Raw genomic sequence first — 17,651 nt, 5'->3', positions numbered from 1 at the left:
TGGAGAAGGCATGAGCCCTATCGCCCAGCAGGTCCTCAACGACCTGGCGCCCAATGGCATCCTGCGTGCCGCGATCAACTTCGGTAATCCCGTGCTGGCTCAGCCAGGCGCTGACGGAGAGCCGCATGGAGTGTCTGTAGCGTTGGCCAAGTCGCTGGCTGATGAACTGGGCGTAGGTCTTGAGCTGCGCACGTACGACGCAGCCGGCAAGGTATTCGCTGCACTTGAGGAGAATGCATGGACGCTCGCCTTCCTGGCTATCGAGCCTGTCCGCGCCGCTCAGATCAGCTTCAGCGAACCCTACGTTCTGATCGAGGGGACCTATCTGGTTAAAGCCGATGCCCCCTATTCAACGATCGAGGACCTTGATCAACCTGGACTTCGGCTTGCGGTAGGCAACGGCGCGGCATACGACCTGTACCTGTCACGCACCTTGCAACATGCCGAGCTGCACAGAGTTGAAACATCGGCGGGCGCTGTAGAGTTCTTCATGGACCTAGGCCTGGATGCTGCCGCCGGCGTAAGACAACCGCTGGAGCAAGTCGCAGCCAAGAACCCGAATTATCGGGTAATACAGGGAGCGTTCACCGCTATCCGCCAAGCAGTCGCGGTTCCTCGCGGCCGTAATGCGGGAGCCGCCTATATACGGGATTTCGTCGAGCGACGACTTGCCGAGGGGTTCGTCCGAGGCGCGTTACTCGCCAGCGGACAAACAGACCTCAGCGCACCTCGCTGAGGTCGAACGCCTGCAGGTGCGTCTCACCTGCTTCCAACCGTGATCACTGAGGTAATAAGCAAGATGGCCAAGGCCGCCGATGTCGTTGTGCAATGCCTGGAAAACGAAGGTGTCGAGTATGTGTTCGGCATTCCTGGCGAGGAAAACCTCGACCTGCTGGAGTCGCTGCGCAAGTCGCCGATCAAGCTGGTCCTGACCCGTCATGAACAGTCCGCCGGCTTCATGGCCGCCACCTATGGCCGCCTGACCGGCAAGACCGGCGTCAGCCTGTCGACCCTCGGCCCCGGTGCCACCAACCTGGTGACCGCCAGCGCCTACGCCTACCTGGGCGGCATGCCGATGATGATGATCACCGGCCAGAAGCCGATCAAGAAGTCCAAGCAGGGCCGGTTCCAGATCATCGACGTCTGCGGCATGATGGACCCGATCACCAAGTACACCCACCAGTTCGCCTCGGCCGACAACATCCCGGCGCGCATGCGCGAAGCCTTCCGTCTGGCCGAGGAAGAGAAGCCGGGCGCCGTGCACCTGGAACTGCCGGAAGACATCGCCGCCGAGCAGACCGACTCGATGCCGATCCCGCCGAGCCTGCACCGCCGTCCGCTGGCCGAGCACAAGGCGGTCGAGGCCGCCGTCGAGAAACTGCAGAAGGCCCGCAGCCCGATCCTGGTGATCGGCGCCGGCGCCAACCGCAAGATGACCGCCAAGGTGCTCAAGCAACTGATCGACCAGACCGGCATCCCGTTCATCACCACCCAGATGGGCAAGGGCGTGGTCGACGAGCGTCACCCGCGCTTTCTCGGCAACGCCGCGCTGTCCTCCGGTGACTTCGTCCACCGCGCGGTCGAGGCCGCCGACCTGATCGTCAACATCGGTCACGACGTGATCGAGAAGCCGCCATTCTTCATGGTCCGTGGCGGTACCGAAGTCATTCACATCAACTTCCGCTCCGCCGAAGTCGATGCGGTGTACTTCCCGCAGATCGAAGTGATCGGCGACATCGCCAACGCCGTCTGGCAGATCGGCGAAGCGCTGGGCGACAACCCGCACTGGGACTTCAGCCGCCTGATGGCGATCCGCGAGGCCAACGAAGCGCAGATCGCCGAAGGCGCCGACGACAACCGCTTCCCGGTCTACCCGCAGCGCCTGGTGGCCGATATCCGTCGCGTGCTGCCGTCCGAAGGCATCGTCGCGCTGGACAACGGCATCTACAAGATCTGGTTCGCCCGCAACTACAAGGCCCACAAGCCCAACACCGTTCTGCTGGACAACGCCCTGGCGACCATGGGCGCCGGCCTGCCCTCGGCGATGGCGGCGCACCTGGTCTACCCAGACCGGCCGATCCTGTCGGTCTGCGGTGACGGCGGTTTCATGATGAACAGCCAGGAACTGGAAACCGCGGTACGCCTGAAGATGAATCTGACCGTGGTGGTCCTGCGCGACGACGGCTACGGCATGATCCGCTGGAAGCAGGCGAACATGGGCTTCACCGACTTCGGCCTGGACTACGGCAACCCGGACTTCGTCAAGTACGCCGAAGCCTATGGCGCCAACGGTCACCGCGTCGAAAGCGCCGAAGGCCTGCTGCCGCTGCTCGAGCACTGCATCAAGACCCCGGGCGTGCACGTGATCGATTGCCCGGTGGACTACAGCGAGAACGACCGCATCCTCAACAGCGAGCTGCGCGAACGCGCAATGGCGGTCTAAGCCGGTAAACACCAACTTGGGCCCCGATCTGAATGATCTACGGCGCAGTACTCACCCAGTACTGCGAAGGAACTCAATCAGCTCCCGTGCACTGGGGCAGGAGGGGTGAGCCGATGAGTGCTCGACGCTGAATCCCCAGTGTGTGACGGCTTTTTTGGCAAAGGCGACTTTGTTACCAGGCCCTCGAGCACCTCGCTCTGCCGCGACCTGCTTGACCCTCTCCCATGGTTTTTCTGCTGTTTGCTCGGGAGTGTCTTCAAAAAAATCATCGGTCTTTAACCAGGCGTTCATGGCCTGGGTGTCAGCCAGGAACCATGCCTCTAGGGCCTTGACGGCGACAAACGCAAATCGGACGCGCTGATGGGCAACGCGGTCCCTGACGGTTCGCACATGAAGCTCATCCTCCAAGTCGGTGAGGATGAAAACCTCCTCTGCCCCTGCCTCATCCAATCGGTCAAGAAACGCTTCGATGTTATGGGGCAGCAGATTCCCACCACCGTTCGCATCGACCACTGGCGTGACCAACTCGTAGCCGCAGGACTGCAATAGCGCTCTAAACGCCTGGGACTCAACGACGATTCTTTCGCTGGCGCCCTCCACAATAAAACCGGCCTTTACCATGGTAACCCCCCATCAAAGAGGTTGGTCAGCCAGGCCGTATCGAGCGGAATCTGCTCTTTCTTAACTCCCGCTTTGGAAGCGGCTTGTGTGCGGGTCTTACCGTCCTGCTTGCTGACGAAATACAGCTCTGGGGTTTCCAGGTTCCGGACAATCGACTCGCTGTGCGTGGTCAGAAAAATGGGGTGTTTGACAGAGGCGCTGTCGCGCATCAATTGCACCAGCTCACCAATGGCCTTGGGGTGAATACCGCGTTCCGGCTCCTCGATGATGGTAATGCCCGTCTTGCTCGTACGACTGAGCACCGCAGTCAGAATGCACAGCACATAGATCGTGCCATCTGATACCAGCTTTGCCGGAAAACGTGTTTTTGTTCCAGACTCCTTGAAGGTAATGACCGTCGACCCATCCAACCGCTGCTTCTCGGTCGAGAGGCTTTCCATTCCAGGGACGATCAGCTCCATCCATTCCAAGACTTGATCCCTGAAATCAGGATCCTTCTCAAGGACGGTAAGCATCGACGCAACATTCTTGCCTTGTGTGTCCAGCTCGGTGGTATCGGTGGTTGAACTATCCGGTTCCTTCGCGGCCATCGGATCAATACGGAACACCTTGGTGTTGGTCAAAAACGCACGAAGTGGGCTCTGTCCCAACAGCATCAGAGCCGCCAGATCCTGCGGGTAGTCAGGCAGGCTTTGGAGCCCCGTCGATTCGCCCATCTGGACTTTCAAATCCGCGCCCGGACGACGGTCGATCAACAGTTTGCCATCCACTTTCAACGTCTCGGACAACTGGGGTTTCTTGTCCAGGGAGCGGATCGTGAGGCTGTAATCGTGGACGCTCCCATCCAGCTCAACCTCCATGGAGAAACTGATGCTGGTGCGCAGTTCCTTGCGGTACTTGTAACAGTGAATCTGAGAAAAGCCCCCGAACTGAGTTCTGGCCTGTGACGCACCGAATTTAACAACAGCCCCCATGAACGACAGAGCATCGGCGATGTTGCTTTTCCCAGAGCCATTGGCACCGGCAAATACCAGAAACGGCGAGACATCCTTGAGCTGAAAATCAGCCAAGCTCTTAAAGCCTTTTATGTGCAGCTTCTTGATATTCATGAGCTTTCCTGTCGATCATTCTGAGCTTGAGTGAGCGTCGGTCTTGCCCCATCGAAGGAGGCCTGAAGCGCCTTTCTGACACCGGCTCGCTTCAACACCTCTCCCCAGGATTCAATTCGAAATTCGGGACCTTGTTTCACAATACGAGTGCCAAACTCCACGTTGAGTACTCGCACGTAGTCGTCGATCTTACCTTTGCTGAGCCCCGTCAACGCTGCAACACTGGTCGCCGTCGCGCGCTCCAGGCGGTCGATCGCGGCCAAGGTCACAAACAGCCGTCCAGCATGCCCCTTGGGATACTGAGGAACGCCGTGCTCATTCACTTCGTATTCGCTCATGCGGTCACACCTGTTCCACTAAACGGAACTATAAAGCGAGCAGGCAAGCACGTCGAATAGTTTCTTGGCGGGTCCGACAGCGAACGTTTGGTGGTATTCAAGCAACGTTGAGTGTTTTCTCAAAGCCATCTAGTCAGCAGTGTGCCCGTGACGAGCTGCGCCTCAGGATCAGGGGAGCGCTTCGCCCAGTGGACCACCTTCGTTTTTTCGAGCAGTAGCAGTAGCTACCAGCATCGCCTGATGACTCAATTTGAAACCGTTTCATACACTCCAGAGGTGGGCACTCACAAAGAGCGACAACATCGTATTCCCCTCCAAACAAGGACCTGCCTACATCACCGCCCGAACGGTCAGTCGCGCTGGCGGATGAAGTGGACAAAGTCCCCGAGGAGAATCCCGTTGTGATCAGCCTCGCGTCCATTGGCGGTGCAATCCGGCGGCGTTCCGCCAGTACACCGTGGTTTCGAACTGGAAGCTGATCACAAAGCATGCTGAGCAGGCTTGGGCGATGCCCTGGGCAACGTTGTCCAGATCCTCCATGCTCGAATGACCTTTCGGCTCGGGGCCTTTGATCCTGAGATTACAGTACACCGAGACAGGAAAATCCATGCCCTTGGCATCCTCTGCGTAGAGCTCGAAGTCTTCGTTCCTTTCCTCGGCCCAGACTGAAATACCTGAGGTGAAGTAGGCCTTCAGCAGGCCATCCTCCCAATAGACTTCCTCCGCGCCCGCCTTAACTAAAACCTGCTCCAGGATCGGCAAGGTGAGTGCGCTATCGGCTTCCAAAAACATCTCAAGGCTCACGTTGAAACCTTCCTCATGGGGTGTCATTACAAGGGTTGTTCTCGACTGAACGGCTTACGCCCTGCCCGCTTGCTCGTAGAAAGCCTCAATGGCCGTGATGCGCTCGCCACCGATCGCCTCAACGACGTCCTGAATGATCTGTGCGAGGGTCTCCAGGCTTTCATCGAGGACCTCGATGCAAGCCAGTCGGCCGGGCGACCAGTCCAGAACGGCGCACTGCGGGTACCTCTCCAACAGCCCGGCCAGCGCCTGGCGAGGGGGCTCGTCACGGGTGTATTGGACGTCAAAGTAGGGGGTACTGTTTTCCCAGCGTGGGTAGACCAGCACCCAGACATCAGCTGGGCCAGGAAAGCACAACGTAACGCTGCGATCGGCCCACTCGGGGTCTCCACGCCTGATCAGGCGAAGCACCTCCAGGATCGACTGGCAATCGGGTATCCGGATCTTGCCCTCATTGGGATTTACCACAACCGCCACCATGGCCGGGCTTTCGCAGGCGCAGGTGCTGCTGGTTTCGATCTCTGCCTGATTGCGATTGGCATGTTCGTAGGCCGTGTAGGCATCACTCATTCCAGAAATCTCGTTGATGCGGGTAGTGAGCGCCTACCCGCCTGTCCTTGAAATGCTCAATAGGTCCCCTCTTCGAGCACCTGACACCGATCATCGCGCTGCATGGCGGATCAGATATTCGCCCGGCAGGTGCTTTCAATCCTCGAGGTTCTCGGCCATGAGCGCGATCAGCTCCATGGGGCTGCGGCTGTTGATCACGTTGTAGATCAGCTCGCGCTTGGACCGGGGCAGCTTCTTCACGCAGCTCTTGGCTGAGGCCCGCACCGCTTCGTCCGTGCCGTGAATACGGGCGGCCAGCAGCAGGATCAGAACAGCGTCGGAGAGGTTCATGGGGCAGTGGCTCGAAGGATCTGGGCGTGAGTGTATCGGCGGTGGCGGCGCTTTCTACAGATACAGGGGGGGGCAGGACTTCGCTGTCTGCGCGCGTTGCGTCCTGAGCACTCTTTTCACGCGAAACATACGCTGGAGCGATGGCCGATCACTGATGCCACGCCTCAGGTTCATTGGCATCGCCCGCACGAAAACTCTACTCCTGATTCGGCAACAATCGCGCTTACCTTGATCCAGTTTTCCTGCTGCGACGCTGCAAACCCTTGGGGAGTATTTGAGGCTTCTCTTTCAGGAGCCTCGCTATGTATCCACTCTTCCCCCTCCGCGCTGCTTGGCGAGTACTCGCTCCTTCAAGGCCATCACCCGCTGTTGAGTACTGCTACACCTTAGCGCGGTGCTTGCATGCACAGGCGATGAAACCATGAACCTGGGCACACGCAGATACCTCAGGATCCTGGGGCTGGTTGTCCTGGTGCCGTTGGTACTGGCGCTGCTGAGCCTACTCATCGCGAGCCTTGTGGCGATCGGCGGTGTTTCCTTCATGCGCTTCGCGGCCTGGCAGGAGTGGCAGATCCACAACTACTGGTCTTTCCTGGCGGCCCGGCTGATCTTTTTCGGCGTCACTGCCTGGGCATGGGTGTGGTTGCGCCGCCGGACACTTCAGGTTCAGCCGGCCACCCTCAAACGCCTGAAAAAAGCCGAATTGACCGCGGTCCTGGGCATCCTGTTGATCGAGCTGTTGCGGGCCCTGGCCCTCTGGGAGGAGTTGGTATGACGCTCTACACCAACGACTACCTGGAGTTCTACCTGACCCTGGTGGGATGGCTGGTCAGCAACGGGATCTGGAATGCGCTGATGGACTCAGGGTTCTTCGCCCTGCCCTTCCTGGTCATCATGCTGCAGGAGTGGTTCGGGGCACGGGAGGACGGGGGTGGCGCTGATGCAGTACTGGCGGCCTGCGCCCGCATCGAACATCGCTTGTGGTTGGCGGCGGCGGTGATCATGTTCGCCGGCGTGCCCTTCATCACCATTAGCCTGAATACTCTGCAGTTCGACAAGAGCCGCTCGGAACAGTGCCAGTACCAACAGCCCTTGCCCCAGAACACAGGATGGGGCAAGACCTTCACGACCCTGAACGACCAGAGCGCCAAGGTGCCCATCTGGTGGTTCTTCGTGCACTCGGTGTCCAAGGCGGTCAGTGGTGCAGCCGTGGCTGCCATCCCGTGTGGAACGGATCTGCGGCAGATGCGGATGGAGGTGAATAATTCCCGGCTGAAGAGTCCGCTTCTGGCCCAGGAGGTCGCGGACTTCACCAACGATTGCTATGGCTATGCCCGGGCCAAGCTGTTCATGATGCAGCCCAAACTGACAGAGGCGCAGACCCATGACACCAACTGGATTGGCTCCAAGTATTTCTTGCAGCAGAAAGGTTTCTACGACACCTATCACTCCAGGACGCCGCGAGCAGAGTGGCCCTACGACCCGAAGCGGGACGCGGGCCTGGCCCAGGTGAAAGACGGCGGTGGCTACCCGACGTGCAATCAGTGGTGGACTGAAGAAAAACAAGGGTTGAGGGTGCGAGTGCTTGCCGAGATGGATAAATCCTTGGTGGAGCGCTTCGTGAAGTGGGCCACTTTTTCCAACCGGGAAAAAGTGAACGACGCGCTGATTCGGCAACTGGTGTCACCGAGGAATCAGCAAGTCACCCAGGGGCAGGTCTATACCGACTATGGGGGACGGGTCGGCCCTTCGGTTCCTGATTTTGCGGCGCGGGTGACGGGGGCGGTCGGGACGACCATGGGGACCCTGACCAACATGCCGGCCATGGACGTGGTGCGCCAGGCACTGCCGATGGTGATGGCGTTCCTGAAGATGGCGCTGGTGATCTGCATTCCGCTGGTACTGGTGCTGGGTAGCTATGACCTGAAGGCGCTGGTCACTATCTCGGTGGTTCAGTTCGCACTGATCTTCGTGGATTTCTGGTTTCAGCTGGCGCGCTGGCTCGACAGCACCATCTTCGATGCCCTGTACGGGTCCGGTTCGCCGCATGCGAACCTGAACCCGTTGATGGGGTTGAACAATGAGCAGGCTGACTTTCTGCTGGGGATTGTGATGGGAGCGATGTTTCTCGCTCTCCCATCGTTTTGGATGACCTCGCTAACCTGGGTGGGCTTTCAATCTGGACAAATCTTGCGAGGTCTTGCAGAAGGAACAAATAGCGCTCAACAGCATGGTGGCCAAGGAAAAGGCATTATTGAGAGAGCGGGAAGAAGCCTAGCCAAAAGATACAGCTCAAAATGAAACCGGTATTTATATTTCACGATAGAAAGCAGGATCACTCATATTTTCAGGAGAATAAGGATCAGGAAAAACCTCATCTGCCTTAAACACTACTAGTTCCTCTTCCTCTGCACCTGAGCTGTTCAGCAATAATTCCTTGCAAAGGATAACGCCTATAACTGCAACCACAACCCAAAACGCCAGATACAGGAAAGCACCGATCAGGGATAGCCGCACCAGCCCACTCAGCAAGCTCGCCAACGTGGCGGACATGCCCTTCTCAATCGCCCACCGCAGCATCGGCGCCTCAAATCTGCGGTAGCGGGCCGAGAGCCCGCCAAAGACGAAGCCAATGCGGTAGGTAAGTCCTTTTTTCTTTGCTTCAGTAGCCATGCCTCTGACCTCGTGCTTGAGATTTCTCTCGCCGTACAACTTGTCGGCACGACGCTCAATTGAGCTTGGCAGAGGGTCTGAATGGGGGCTTGTAGGAATATTCCCAAATAACAACAGATTCGGCGGTAACAACGAGGAATGCGTGGCTCTTTTAGAAAATTGAAAGATGCATCTCTTTCACTTGAGTGAAATTTCCGAGACAATTCCAAGTGCTTGTTTTGCGCCCAATCTCGCCGCTAGTCTTCGTCCCGTCACTGTTCATCAGTGATCGGGTTTAGCAGCCTGCTCTGCACTTAGATTGCGCAAAACGCCACCTCAAGAGGTTCCTTTCGAGCCTCAGCTTTATGGTGGTCGTGCGCGGGGCGTCTTCGGGCGCGCCGGTTTCCAAGTGCACCGGTCTGCTAACCCGCGTACGGCTGCCACCTCTCGTTTAGCAGCGATGGTGACAGCCTCCATCAAGCACTTGGAGTTATCAAATCATGTTCAAACCAACTCCCAATCCGCCAGCAAAGCCCAAGCTGACAAGCATCGATTCCCGCATTGCCGACCGGGCACTGGCCCACCACAACCTCGGCCCAGATGCGAGTGCAGAGCCCACTCCTCCGCCCACTGTGTCACCACCCTGCCACGCGCCAGTAATGCTCGCCCAGGAAGAAACCCTGGTCGACATCCACTCGATCCTGCAGTCGGCCGCGGCCACGGCCTACGAGAACGCCGACAACCAGACCGGACCCAATCGCAAGGTCGCGATGGGCGTTGTGCACCTGATTGAGCTGGCGCAGTTGAGGATGGATCAGGTCCTGGGTGGACAGGCGATCAGCGCCCGCGGCTGATCGCACTGACGCTTCATGGGCAGCGGGAAGCCAAAGCAGCGCTCCCCGCTCTCCCCCTACCCTCTGCGCATCTCTGCCGGGCCGCTGCCCAGTGGAAGCCATTGTGCAACGCAAAATCCCGGCACGAGCTTTATCGTCTTGGCGTCGATATGGACCCAATGGTTGTAGCGCACCTGGCCCAATCGCTTCCCCTTACTCCAGCGTTCGCGACCCCCTCGCGTATTGGCGTACCGCCGTGCCGCGCACATACCGCGCCGGTGGCTCGCCCAGCGTCTTGCGGAACATGGTGATGAACGAACTCACCGATTCATAGCCAAGCGCTTCGGCGGTCTGCTGTACCGACTCGCCCTCTGCGAGGCTCTGCAGTGCGACGATGATCTGCCATTGCTTGCGCCATTGGCCGAAGCTCAGGCCTGTTTCGCCCTTGATCAAACGTGCCAGCGAACGTTCGCTCATCGCCACATGCCTTGCCCACTCGGCCACGGTCGCACGGTTTGAGGGATCTTGCGCCAGGCTGCGGGCAATAGTGCGTAACCGAGGGGAAGCCGGTAGCGGCAAGTAGAGCTGTTCAGAAGGGGCCTGCTCCAGTTGTTCAAGCAGCACACCGACCAGCCGGGCGGTGGAGCTGTTGTCCGGGTAGGTCTGCACCTGGCCGCTCAAATGGATAATCAGCTCCAGGATCAGCGATGACAGCGCCAGCGTACAGCAGTGCTCCGGCATGGAGGCGGCGCCAGGCTCCACGAACAGAAAGAATACCTGCCCATTGGCGGTCACCCGATTGCTGTGGGCAACCCCACCGGGAATCCATACTCCGAAACCGGAGGGCACCATCCATACGCCATCCTCCACGGTACAGACGATACCGCCCCGGTAGGCCACCACCAGTTGGCCCTTGCGATGCTGATGCACCGCCGATTCGCTGTCGTTACGCTGGGTTTCCAACATCAGGGCCACGGCAGGTTGCGGTAGGTCGTCATGTTCAAAGTGGTCAACGTCGAAACGATGGATCTCGGCCATAACGTGTCCCTGAGCCTTGGCTGGATTTGATTATATTTTGGCAGTGTACTCAATATCGGCAAGCATGGTCGTTGCATATGATTCTCAACAAGGCCGCATCGAGATGGGGCCCGAACGCAACGATCATCCGAATACCGGTGCCCACCATGCTCAGCGAAGTCTCCATTGCCAGTCTCTATGTGCCTCCTTTCCTGATCTACCTCGGCGTCGCGGTCCTGGCCTATCGGCTGTTTGAACGGGCGCTACGTCGCGGGCTGGATTGGACCTGGCATCCGGCGCTCGCACGCTTTTTCGTCTCGCTCATCGTCGTTTCGGCTCTGGTCGTGCACTGCTGAGAGGAGGCCATCCGTGTCTATCGTCAAAATCCTCAAGACTCTTGCAACGCTGTCGCTTGGCGTACTGGCCCTGCTGTTTTGCTGGCAGCTCTGGCAAGCCTATGTCCTGGCTCCCTGGACCCGTGATGGACGGGTCAGCGCCCAGGTGATTCGCATCGCCCCAGAGGTGTCCGGTCAAGTCGAGCAGTTGCTCGTGGGCGACAACCAATGGGTGGCCTCGGGCGAGCTGTTGTATCGAATAAGCGCCCGCTCCTACCGCTTGGCCGAACAGCAGCGCAGCGCCGAACTGGCCGAAGCACGCAGCGTCTTCGAACAACGCAGTGAACAGTTCAAACGGCGCGCACGGCTGGGCGACGCCATTGCTCGCGAAGAGGTCGACAACGCGGCCCGGGACGTGGCGGTGGCCAAGGCACGCGTGGATGCAGCCAGCAGCCAATTGGCCCAGGCCCGGCTCGATCTTGAGCGCACCGAGATCCGCTCACCGGTGGATGGCTACGTCACCCAGCTTCGCCTGCAACCGGGGGACTATGCGGTGGCGGGCAACACCAACCTCTTCGTGGTCGACAGTCACAGTTTCTGGATTACCGGCTATTTCGAGGAGACCAAACTGCCTGGCATTCACCTGGGTGCACCTGTTTCGATCAAGCTGATGGGGTTCGCGCCGCTGCTCGACGGACACGTGGCGAGCATGGGCCGGGGTATCGCCGATGGTAATGAACTGCGCAGCGACAGCGGCCTGCCTCAGGTGAGTCCAACCTTCAGTTGGATACGTCTGTCGCAACGCGTGCCGGTGCGTATCGAGTTGGACAGCGTGCCCGACGGCGTCGAGCTGGCCGCCGGCATGACGGCCAGCGTTGAGGTGAAGGCGACCGAACCTCACTGGCGGCTCACTCGCTGGTTGCAGGCGTTCATGTAATGGCCAATCACTTATCACGCCTGCTGCAAGCGATCCCTCGCCCTTGGACGCCCGCGACCTTCGGCTACGTGCTGCGCAGCATTACGGCTGCCGGGCTGGCCCTGTGGCTCGGCTTCTATTTGAACCTGGAGTCGCCGTTCTCCGGCGCGTCCACTGTCTTGCTGTTGGTGCATCCCATCCAGGGCGCAGTGGTGGGCAAGGGCCTGAATCGGGTGATCGGTACGTTAGTGGGCATGATCGCCGCCTTCGTGCTGACGGCGCTGTTCGCCCAGCAGATGCTGCTGTACATCCTCGGCATCGGCCTATGGTTGGGCCTGTGCGTCGGCGCGATGACCCTGCTCAGGCACTATCAGGCCACGGCGGCGGTGGTCGCCGGTTACACGGTCTGTCTGGCACTGGGCCCCGCGCTCGTCGCACCTGACAAAGCGTTCGACCACATCATCACTCGCGGCACGGCCGTGGTGCTCGGTGTGTTCAGCCTGAGCCTCATCGCCACGTTGTTCAGTCGCAAGACCTCGGAGCAGAAAGTCCGCCACGCCTTGTCAGTGGTGTGCTCGCGCAGCGCCCAGCTACTGGCGGCACAGTGCTCGGGCAAACAGTCGTCGCAGATGGCGGCGGATCAGCGCCAGCTCGCGATAGACATCGGCAAGGTCGATGAGCTGCTGGGAGTCGCCAAGGGCGAGTCCTCGCTCATTCGTACCAGGATGCTGACCATCCAGGTGGGACTCGCGCAACTTCAGGCCGCGATCCTCCATGGCCCCCTGGCCGAACCTGAAGCAGACATCCAGCATGCCCTCGCCGACGTCAGTCAGGAGTTGCAGCGCCTGGGCGAAGGCCTCGCCAACGCCACTTGCGGGTTCGCGGCGGCGGCGGATCAGGCCGGTCATATACGGATCGGTCCTGCCCCAGAGACGTGCACTAGCCTAACCCCCGGTTCGATGTCTTCTGTAGAACGCCTGGAGGACCAACTGGCGGACTTCGCTGGCGCCCTGGAAAGCTTTTCAAGCCTCGATCGCCAGGCTCACCCCCCTGAGCGCAGCATCGGTTTTCACCGCCATTATCCAGACGCCCTACGTAACGGTATACGCGCGTTGTGTGCCACGCTGGTCACCGGCGGGCTCTGGTACCTGACCGCCTGGGACCAGGGACCCACCCTCCTGGCGGTGCTGGGTCCGAGCTGTACCTTGCTGGCTGCAGCCGCGGCCCCCATCCACGGCCATTCCGGTTTCATTCGCGGCACCCTTTACGCCGTGCTGACGGCCGCTGTTTACAAATTTCTGCTGATGCCGCAGATCAACGGCTTTCCGCTTCTGTTCATCACCCTGGCCATGTTCTGGTCGCTGGGTATTCATGCCACGACTCAACCTCGCCAAGCCCTGCAAGGTGTCGCCTATCTGATCGCGTTCAATACGCTGGTCAGCACCGGCGGTACCGCCCAATACGATTTCACCGACTTCGCCAATCAGGCACTGGCGTGGATCGCAGCAATGCTCATTTCCCTACTGGCCTTTCACATCCTGCCCAAAGATGCCGGCAAGCAGGTCCTGGCGCTCAAGAAGGCGTTGCATAGAGAAACGCTTGTGTTACTTCGCCATGGTCAGCGTGTCGATCACGATCAATGGCAGGCCAAGCAGCAGCACCGCATGGTGTCCTTGCATAACCTGCTGGGCCCGGAACCTCAGCATGACGACCAGGCAGGCTACCTGTCGCTTCAATTAGGCCGTGAGCTCAAGCGGCTGCAGCGTAAGGCCAGTGCACTAGACCCCTCCTCTCCCATCGCCAGGTGCGCGCAGGCAGGGAGACTCAGGATTGCCCGGAACGCCCACGCCCCGTCGATCAGTGCCGCCCAGGCACGACGAACATCGAAGACGATGACGAGACTCGGTGCTCCTCACTGGGCGGCGTGCTACCAGGACTTGGCCTGGCTGCTGCAGCGATATGCGAACACGACCCACTGCCCTCTGGCAGGCCATCGCCGTACAAAGGACATTGGGGGTGACGCATGAATCGCAATGAGCTGCGCAAGGCGGACATCAACCTGATGGTCGTCTTTGAGACGTTGATGCAGGAGCGAAACGTGACCCGAGCGGCCGATAAGCTGTTCGTGGGCCAGCCCACCCTCAGTGCGGCACTCAATCGCCTGCGCGCACGCTTCAACGACCCGCTGTTCATCCGCGTCGGCCATCGCATGGAGCCCACGGCCCGGGCCAACGAAATCATCCATCATTTGTCGCCGGCGCTGGATGCCCTGTCGACGGCCCTGAGCCTGACCCGTGGTTTCAATCCCGCCAGCAGCGACATGACTTTCCGCATCGGCCTGTCTGACGACGTCGAATACAGTTTGCTACCGCCCTTGTTACGCGCGTTGCGCAAGGAAGCACCGGGCATCGTGCTGGTCATCAAGCAGGTCAACTACTGGAATGTATCGGAGTTGCTCAAGTCGGGCGAAATTACTGTGGCGGTCTGCATCACGCTTGAACTGCCGGCAAATGCGAAGCGCAAGCTGTTGCGTAACATGAAACCGATGGTCGTGCGTGCCGACGCATCGCCCGAGCCCATCACGCTCGACGATTACTGCTCACGTCCCCATGTGGTGGTCTCACATGTGGCGAACATCTCCGGCTTCGCTGATGAATGGCTGGCCGCGATCGGCCGCAAGCGCAAGGCGGTACTGTCGGTACCGCAATACGTAGCGGTGCCGACGCTGATGGCCAGTACCGACCTGCTGTGCAACCTGCCGGATCACTTGGCTCTCACACTCCATGAACGAGGTTTGCTGCGGGCAGAGCCTTTACCCTTCGCGACACCGACCCTGGGGTTGTCGCTCGTGTGGCTGAGCCTGACGGACAGCGACCCTGCCGAGCGTTGGTTGCGCAAGAAAATGGAGCAGTTCATGAGCGATCACAGCCTGATCGCGCCGGTGTCGGCGGTGGTTTGAGCCTGGGCGACGGTTTCCGCTCTAGTCGTACCCGTCAAGCTTGAGGCTGATGACCTTGCGAAAGCTGTCCAGGGCACTCATGTACTCGCCTATCTCGAACAACACTGGCGCAAATTTGGCCGAAGCTGCCGCCGTCGAGCTTTTGTTTTCGGCTATTCCGATTTTTAAATCACGGCCCGCGTTTTTAGGAACGCGAAATACTTAGGGTCGTCGTTGTCAAAAATCTCATCTCCAGCCGCCATGTATGCTCGCATAAGTTCATCGGCGGCTCGATCAGTTTCATCTTTTTCGTACAGTACTTGGCCCAAACGCAAATGCAAAAATGGATTGCCGACCGCATCGGGACAAGTCATCGCATACTCAAGGGCCTCTTTTGCGGAGGTAAAGAATTCTCCCTGAAAACAGGCATCACCGATAGCGGCAAGCACCCATGTCGCCGCTTCCCAGTCATTTTTGGGTTCTGGAATCAACTCCCACGCTAGGTTGTACTGATCGATGGCAGCCTTGAAATTACCGCTCTCCAGATGTTCATCACCCAATTGGCAAAACGCCTTGATCTGCTCATGGATCAATTCATCCAATTCGAAAGTTTCCATCTGAACTCCGTGTCTATAAGGCTCAAACGCGTTAGCCGCCGATTTTGCAACCAAGCTGGGTGATAAATAATCGTAAAATCACGACGATTATAGGCCAGCTAACGGCCGATGGACACCTGTAGTGAGAGGCAAGGCGTCGCGGCATGGACTCATATCGGTAAAAAATCGGTATGCAGCTATCAGGTCGGTTCTGTAAGGCAATTAGTACGTGGCCTACAGAATTAGCAGTTCCAATTCATCACCGAAAAGGCTGATGTTTTTCGCTCATGACCAGCAGCGGTCGGCTAAAATCGGAAAGTGCCTGCTGACCTCCCTTTGCTACGTGGAGCTTTTAGAAGGCGCTACCCCTCGGATAAAAATCGTTTAGTGATCATTGCCACGGCATCCGCCGGAGAGGTCAAGGCAGTGTCTATTTCAAACGGTGCGTTATCCCACGGTTCATATTCATGATCCAATACAGATTGCCAGGTTGGTGGCGATAGGCCAGGGATATCAATTTTCCTAGTTTCTACCCGCCGTTGGTGTTCATATTTATCAGAACAAATCACCTGGATGTCCACTAATGGAGTACCAGAGCGAGTCGCAATCTCGCTCCAGGCGTTTCGGCTTTCCATTACTGGGTTAACACAGTCGACTATGACTGTACTGCCAAAACGAAGATTGCTCAGAGCAAGCTCATTAGCGACCATATAACCGCTTCGCCCTACGTCTTGTGCCAGAGCACCCGAGTTTCGGAGAGCCTGCTCAATTGTATCGATCCGCAGATACACCGCACTTGTTCTGCTAGCAAGTTCACTTGCTATCGTCGTTTTTCCTGTACCTGGAAGGCCGCTGAAGACAATAAGCACTCTATGTACTCCGATTATTGAGTTGGCCCAGTCTAGACCAATACCTGCCAAAGCCAACGTCCGCTATTGGCCGTTTTCTGTCGTTCCTCATGTACCATTTGAAGTGGGTGGGCGGAGCCTCCACAGTTCCCGATTCGATTCCACTGAAAGCCATAACTAGCTGATTTTTTTATAGATATCCTATGAGGTACGGCTGGAAATCCATTAAATTCCAGCCCAGCGAAAACCAGGACTTCACTACCAATGAGCGTCCATCTGTCTCCGCTACAGAATGCCCAATGCAGAGTCCATGGCCTTCCATCCCTAACTCACTACACGTCCAAATCGCTCTGCCCGCCATACCAAAATGTCCCGGCGATCAATTGGCCCTCGGTGTCGTTGAAGTCGGTGTGGTACCTGACGGGGAAGACCTGCTTCTCCGTGCCAAGGGAGGCCAGCAGCGCCCTCTCGTGCTCCTGGTTAGGGCCCTTCAGCATCGGATGTGCGCTGAACTGGAATCTCTCACCTTCGTGGAAGATCGTGAGGCAGTACGCATCCTCGTCCATCACGAATCCCTTGAGCAATCGTCCGTCAGCCGCCTCGATCGTGGCGCGCACGAACAGGCGCATCCGCGGCGGAAATGGATTGGACTCCAACAGGGTGTAGACGCAATGATCGCTGCCGACGGAGTTCATTTCGAACAACTGAAGCACCTCGTCCCGATCCAGCCCCCAGCGCACGACATCCTCGATCTCCTCACAGTCGTAGCGTTCCGACCAGACGGGGTAGTAATCGAAGGCCTCTTCGTTGAGACGTGTCTCAGGCAGAACACGGAATGCAGCAATGGCTTGTGTGTCGATGGCCACGGGGGCTCCCAATGCAGGTGGTGAAGTTTGGCGATATGAGTGAGCCAGCCAGCGGCTCAACCGAACTCAACGTTAGATGCTTCGTCAGGATACTGCGCGTGCATGTCATCCAGGCATGCTTTCAGCAACCTGGCATCGTTTGGCAAGCGCCTGGAAAAGCCGTCCCAGCCCAGAATTTTCAGTTTCAGGGGCATTGGGACCAGGCCGGTTATGGCATCCCAGAAGGCATCCCAGTTGCAGCCGTACCATCCAGGAAAATCAAGAGCGTTGCTCAAGAGGGTGTGTACCTCGTCGGAGTTTGCCGCGTGACTCAAGTCGACTTCGACAAGCGGGAGTCTCGTCATCCCTGGTACTCCGAAAGGTGGTCATGACATACGGGCCGAACTGTATAGTACCCCGTGGGAATGGTTGGGCAGTTTTCCATTTTAGGCAGCC

The 17,651-nt window shown here is 58.5% G+C and carries 21 protein-coding genes; 9 read left to right on the top strand and 12 right to left on the bottom strand.

Annotated elements, in window-relative coordinates:
* The first annotated feature begins 10 nt into the window (after window positions 1-10).
* Window positions 11-736 (top strand): transporter substrate-binding domain-containing protein, encoded by a 726-nt coding sequence (locus tag HU752_RS14950; protein ID WP_186689234.1) that lies wholly within the window; start codon window positions 11-13, stop codon window positions 734-736.
* Window positions 737-799: 63 nt separating this feature from the next.
* Entirely contained in the window at window positions 800-2,443 is a 1,644-nt protein-coding gene (locus HU752_RS14945) for an acetolactate synthase large subunit (RefSeq protein ID WP_217838507.1), read from the top strand.
* Between the two features lie 51 nt (window positions 2,444-2,494).
* On the opposite strand, the gene HU752_RS14940 is transcribed toward HU752_RS14945, so the two are convergent.
* From HU752_RS14940 to HU752_RS14915, 6 genes are all read right to left on the bottom strand, one after another.
* Window positions 2,495-3,064 carry a hypothetical protein gene (locus tag HU752_RS14940; protein ID WP_186685604.1) on the bottom strand — a complete coding sequence of 190 codons (570 nt, stop codon included), beginning with the start codon at window positions 3,062-3,064 and terminating at the stop codon, window positions 2,495-2,497.
* Entirely contained in the window at window positions 3,058-4,173 is a 1,116-nt protein-coding gene (locus HU752_RS14935) for an AAA family ATPase (RefSeq protein ID WP_186685602.1), read from the bottom strand. Before HU752_RS14935 ends, HU752_RS14940 begins: the two co-directional genes overlap by 7 nt.
* A complete protein-coding gene (locus HU752_RS14930; protein WP_202894694.1) occupies window positions 4,170-4,511 on the bottom strand; it encodes a hypothetical protein in 342 nt (113 codons plus the stop codon). Before HU752_RS14930 ends, HU752_RS14935 begins: the two co-directional genes overlap by 4 nt.
* Window positions 4,512-4,916: 405 nt before the next feature.
* Complete coding sequence (locus HU752_RS14925; protein ID WP_186685600.1) at window positions 4,917-5,315, bottom strand: hypothetical protein; 399 nt, start codon at window positions 5,313-5,315, stop codon at window positions 4,917-4,919.
* A gap of 54 nt (window positions 5,316-5,369) precedes the next feature.
* Window positions 5,370-5,885 carry a hypothetical protein gene (locus HU752_RS14920; protein ID WP_186685598.1) on the bottom strand — a complete coding sequence of 172 codons (516 nt, stop codon included), beginning with the start codon at window positions 5,883-5,885 and terminating at the stop codon, window positions 5,370-5,372.
* 135 nt (window positions 5,886-6,020) lie between these two features.
* Entirely contained in the window at window positions 6,021-6,215 is a 195-nt protein-coding gene (locus tag HU752_RS14915) for a DUF7740 domain-containing protein (RefSeq protein WP_186675948.1), read from the bottom strand.
* Between the two features lie 472 nt (window positions 6,216-6,687).
* On the opposite strand from HU752_RS14915, the gene HU752_RS14910 reads away from it, so the two are divergent.
* Complete coding sequence (locus HU752_RS14910) at window positions 6,688-6,990, top strand: hypothetical protein (RefSeq protein ID WP_217838506.1); 303 nt, start codon at window positions 6,688-6,690, stop codon at window positions 6,988-6,990.
* Window positions 6,987-8,516 carry a conjugal transfer protein TraG N-terminal domain-containing protein gene (locus tag HU752_RS14905; RefSeq protein ID WP_186685594.1) on the top strand — a complete coding sequence of 510 codons (1,530 nt, stop codon included), beginning with the start codon at window positions 6,987-6,989 and terminating at the stop codon, window positions 8,514-8,516. The genes HU752_RS14910 and HU752_RS14905 overlap by 4 nt, the downstream gene beginning before the upstream one ends.
* 9 nt (window positions 8,517-8,525) lie before the next feature.
* On the opposite strand, the gene HU752_RS14900 is transcribed toward HU752_RS14905, so the two are convergent.
* Window positions 8,526-8,888: a DUF3742 family protein gene (locus HU752_RS14900; protein WP_186685592.1), complete on the bottom strand. Its 363-nt coding sequence runs from the start codon at window positions 8,886-8,888 to the stop codon at window positions 8,526-8,528.
* A gap of 638 nt (window positions 8,889-9,526) precedes the next feature.
* On the opposite strand from HU752_RS14900, the gene HU752_RS31765 reads away from it, so the two are divergent.
* Window positions 9,527-9,721: a DUF6124 family protein gene (locus HU752_RS31765; protein WP_225920148.1), complete on the top strand. Its 195-nt coding sequence runs from the start codon at window positions 9,527-9,529 to the stop codon at window positions 9,719-9,721.
* 192 nt (window positions 9,722-9,913) lie between these two features.
* On the opposite strand, the gene HU752_RS14890 is transcribed toward HU752_RS31765, so the two are convergent.
* Window positions 9,914-10,738, bottom strand: a complete 825-nt coding sequence (locus HU752_RS14890; RefSeq protein WP_186685588.1) for an AraC family transcriptional regulator — start codon at window positions 10,736-10,738, stop codon at window positions 9,914-9,916.
* A 77-nt stretch (window positions 10,739-10,815) separates the two neighbouring features.
* On the opposite strand from HU752_RS14890, the gene HU752_RS14885 reads away from it, so the two are divergent.
* From HU752_RS14885 to HU752_RS14870, 4 genes are read left to right on the top strand one after another with little or no spacing between them, the layout of a single operon-like run.
* Window positions 10,816-11,073, top strand: coding sequence for a DUF1656 domain-containing protein (locus HU752_RS14885; RefSeq protein ID WP_225920147.1), 258 nt, complete (start codon window positions 10,816-10,818; stop codon window positions 11,071-11,073).
* 13 nt (window positions 11,074-11,086) lie between these two features.
* Window positions 11,087-11,989 (top strand): efflux RND transporter periplasmic adaptor subunit, encoded by a 903-nt coding sequence (locus HU752_RS14880; protein ID WP_186685586.1) that lies wholly within the window; start codon window positions 11,087-11,089, stop codon window positions 11,987-11,989.
* Window positions 11,989-13,995, top strand: coding sequence for an FUSC family protein (locus HU752_RS14875; protein ID WP_186685584.1), 2,007 nt, complete (start codon window positions 11,989-11,991; stop codon window positions 13,993-13,995). Before HU752_RS14880 ends, HU752_RS14875 begins: the two co-directional genes overlap by 1 nt.
* The gene (locus HU752_RS14870; RefSeq protein ID WP_186685582.1) at window positions 13,992-14,927 is read left to right on the top strand and encodes a LysR family transcriptional regulator; all 936 of its coding nucleotides are present in this window, start codon (window positions 13,992-13,994) and stop codon (window positions 14,925-14,927) included. Before HU752_RS14875 ends, HU752_RS14870 begins: the two co-directional genes overlap by 4 nt.
* A gap of 164 nt (window positions 14,928-15,091) precedes the next feature.
* Here the strand turns inward: HU752_RS14870 and HU752_RS14865 are convergent, their stop codons facing one another.
* The 4 genes from HU752_RS14865 to HU752_RS14850 all read right to left on the bottom strand — a co-directional run bounded on the left by HU752_RS14865 (window position 15,092) and on the right by HU752_RS14850 (window position 17,560).
* Entirely contained in the window at window positions 15,092-15,523 is a 432-nt protein-coding gene (locus tag HU752_RS14865; RefSeq protein ID WP_186685580.1) for a tetratricopeptide repeat protein, read from the bottom strand.
* A gap of 341 nt (window positions 15,524-15,864) precedes the next feature.
* Window positions 15,865-16,371, bottom strand: a complete 507-nt coding sequence (locus HU752_RS14860) for a P-loop nucleotide/nucleoside kinase family protein (protein ID WP_186685578.1) — start codon at window positions 16,369-16,371, stop codon at window positions 15,865-15,867.
* Between the two features lie 311 nt (window positions 16,372-16,682).
* Window positions 16,683-17,216: a hypothetical protein gene (locus tag HU752_RS14855; RefSeq protein WP_186685576.1), complete on the bottom strand. Its 534-nt coding sequence runs from the start codon at window positions 17,214-17,216 to the stop codon at window positions 16,683-16,685.
* A 56-nt stretch (window positions 17,217-17,272) separates the two neighbouring features.
* Window positions 17,273-17,560 carry a barstar family protein gene (locus HU752_RS14850; protein ID WP_186685574.1) on the bottom strand — a complete coding sequence of 96 codons (288 nt, stop codon included), beginning with the start codon at window positions 17,558-17,560 and terminating at the stop codon, window positions 17,273-17,275.
* Window positions 17,561-17,651 lie beyond the last annotated feature (91 nt).

Source organism: Pseudomonas vanderleydeniana (genome assembly GCF_014268755.2).
Classification (GTDB): Bacteria; Pseudomonadota; Gammaproteobacteria; order Pseudomonadales; family Pseudomonadaceae; genus Aquipseudomonas; species Aquipseudomonas vanderleydeniana.
Note: the sequence above shows the minus strand (reverse complement) of the source record. Positions and strands in the feature narration are given on the sequence as shown.

Bases quoted from the DNA above. Each gene is read 5' to 3' on its own strand.
- HU752_RS14950 (WP_186689234.1), top strand. From the start codon at position 11: ATGAGCCCTATCGCCCAGCAGGTCCTCAACGACCTGGCGCCCAATGGC.
- HU752_RS14945 (WP_217838507.1), top strand. From the start codon at position 800: ATGGCCAAGGCCGCCGATGTCGTTGTGCAATGCCTGGAAAACGAAGGT.
- HU752_RS14940 (WP_186685604.1), bottom strand. From the start codon at position 3,064: ATGGTAAAGGCCGGTTTTATTGTGGAGGGCGCCAGCGAAAGAATCGTC.
- HU752_RS14935 (WP_186685602.1), bottom strand. From the start codon at position 4,173: ATGAATATCAAGAAGCTGCACATAAAAGGCTTTAAGAGCTTGGCTGAT.
- HU752_RS14930 (WP_202894694.1), bottom strand. From the start codon at position 4,511: ATGAGCGAATACGAAGTGAATGAGCACGGCGTTCCTCAGTATCCCAAG.
- HU752_RS14920 (WP_186685598.1), bottom strand. From the start codon at position 5,885: ATGAGTGATGCCTACACGGCCTACGAACATGCCAATCGCAATCAGGCA.
- HU752_RS14915 (WP_186675948.1), bottom strand. From the start codon at position 6,215: ATGAACCTCTCCGACGCTGTTCTGATCCTGCTGCTGGCCGCCCGTATT.
- HU752_RS14905 (WP_186685594.1), top strand. From the start codon at position 6,987: ATGACGCTCTACACCAACGACTACCTGGAGTTCTACCTGACCCTGGTG.
- HU752_RS14900 (WP_186685592.1), bottom strand. From the start codon at position 8,888: ATGGCTACTGAAGCAAAGAAAAAAGGACTTACCTACCGCATTGGCTTC.
- HU752_RS31765 (WP_225920148.1), top strand. From the start codon at position 9,527: ATGCTCGCCCAGGAAGAAACCCTGGTCGACATCCACTCGATCCTGCAG.
- HU752_RS14890 (WP_186685588.1), bottom strand. From the start codon at position 10,738: ATGGCCGAGATCCATCGTTTCGACGTTGACCACTTTGAACATGACGAC.
- HU752_RS14885 (WP_225920147.1), top strand. From the start codon at position 10,816: ATGATTCTCAACAAGGCCGCATCGAGATGGGGCCCGAACGCAACGATC.
- HU752_RS14875 (WP_186685584.1), top strand. From the start codon at position 11,989: ATGGCCAATCACTTATCACGCCTGCTGCAAGCGATCCCTCGCCCTTGG.
- HU752_RS14870 (WP_186685582.1), top strand. From the start codon at position 13,992: ATGAATCGCAATGAGCTGCGCAAGGCGGACATCAACCTGATGGTCGTC.
- HU752_RS14865 (WP_186685580.1), bottom strand. From the start codon at position 15,523: ATGGAAACTTTCGAATTGGATGAATTGATCCATGAGCAGATCAAGGCG.
- HU752_RS14850 (WP_186685574.1), bottom strand. From the start codon at position 17,560: ATGACGAGACTCCCGCTTGTCGAAGTCGACTTGAGTCACGCGGCAAAC.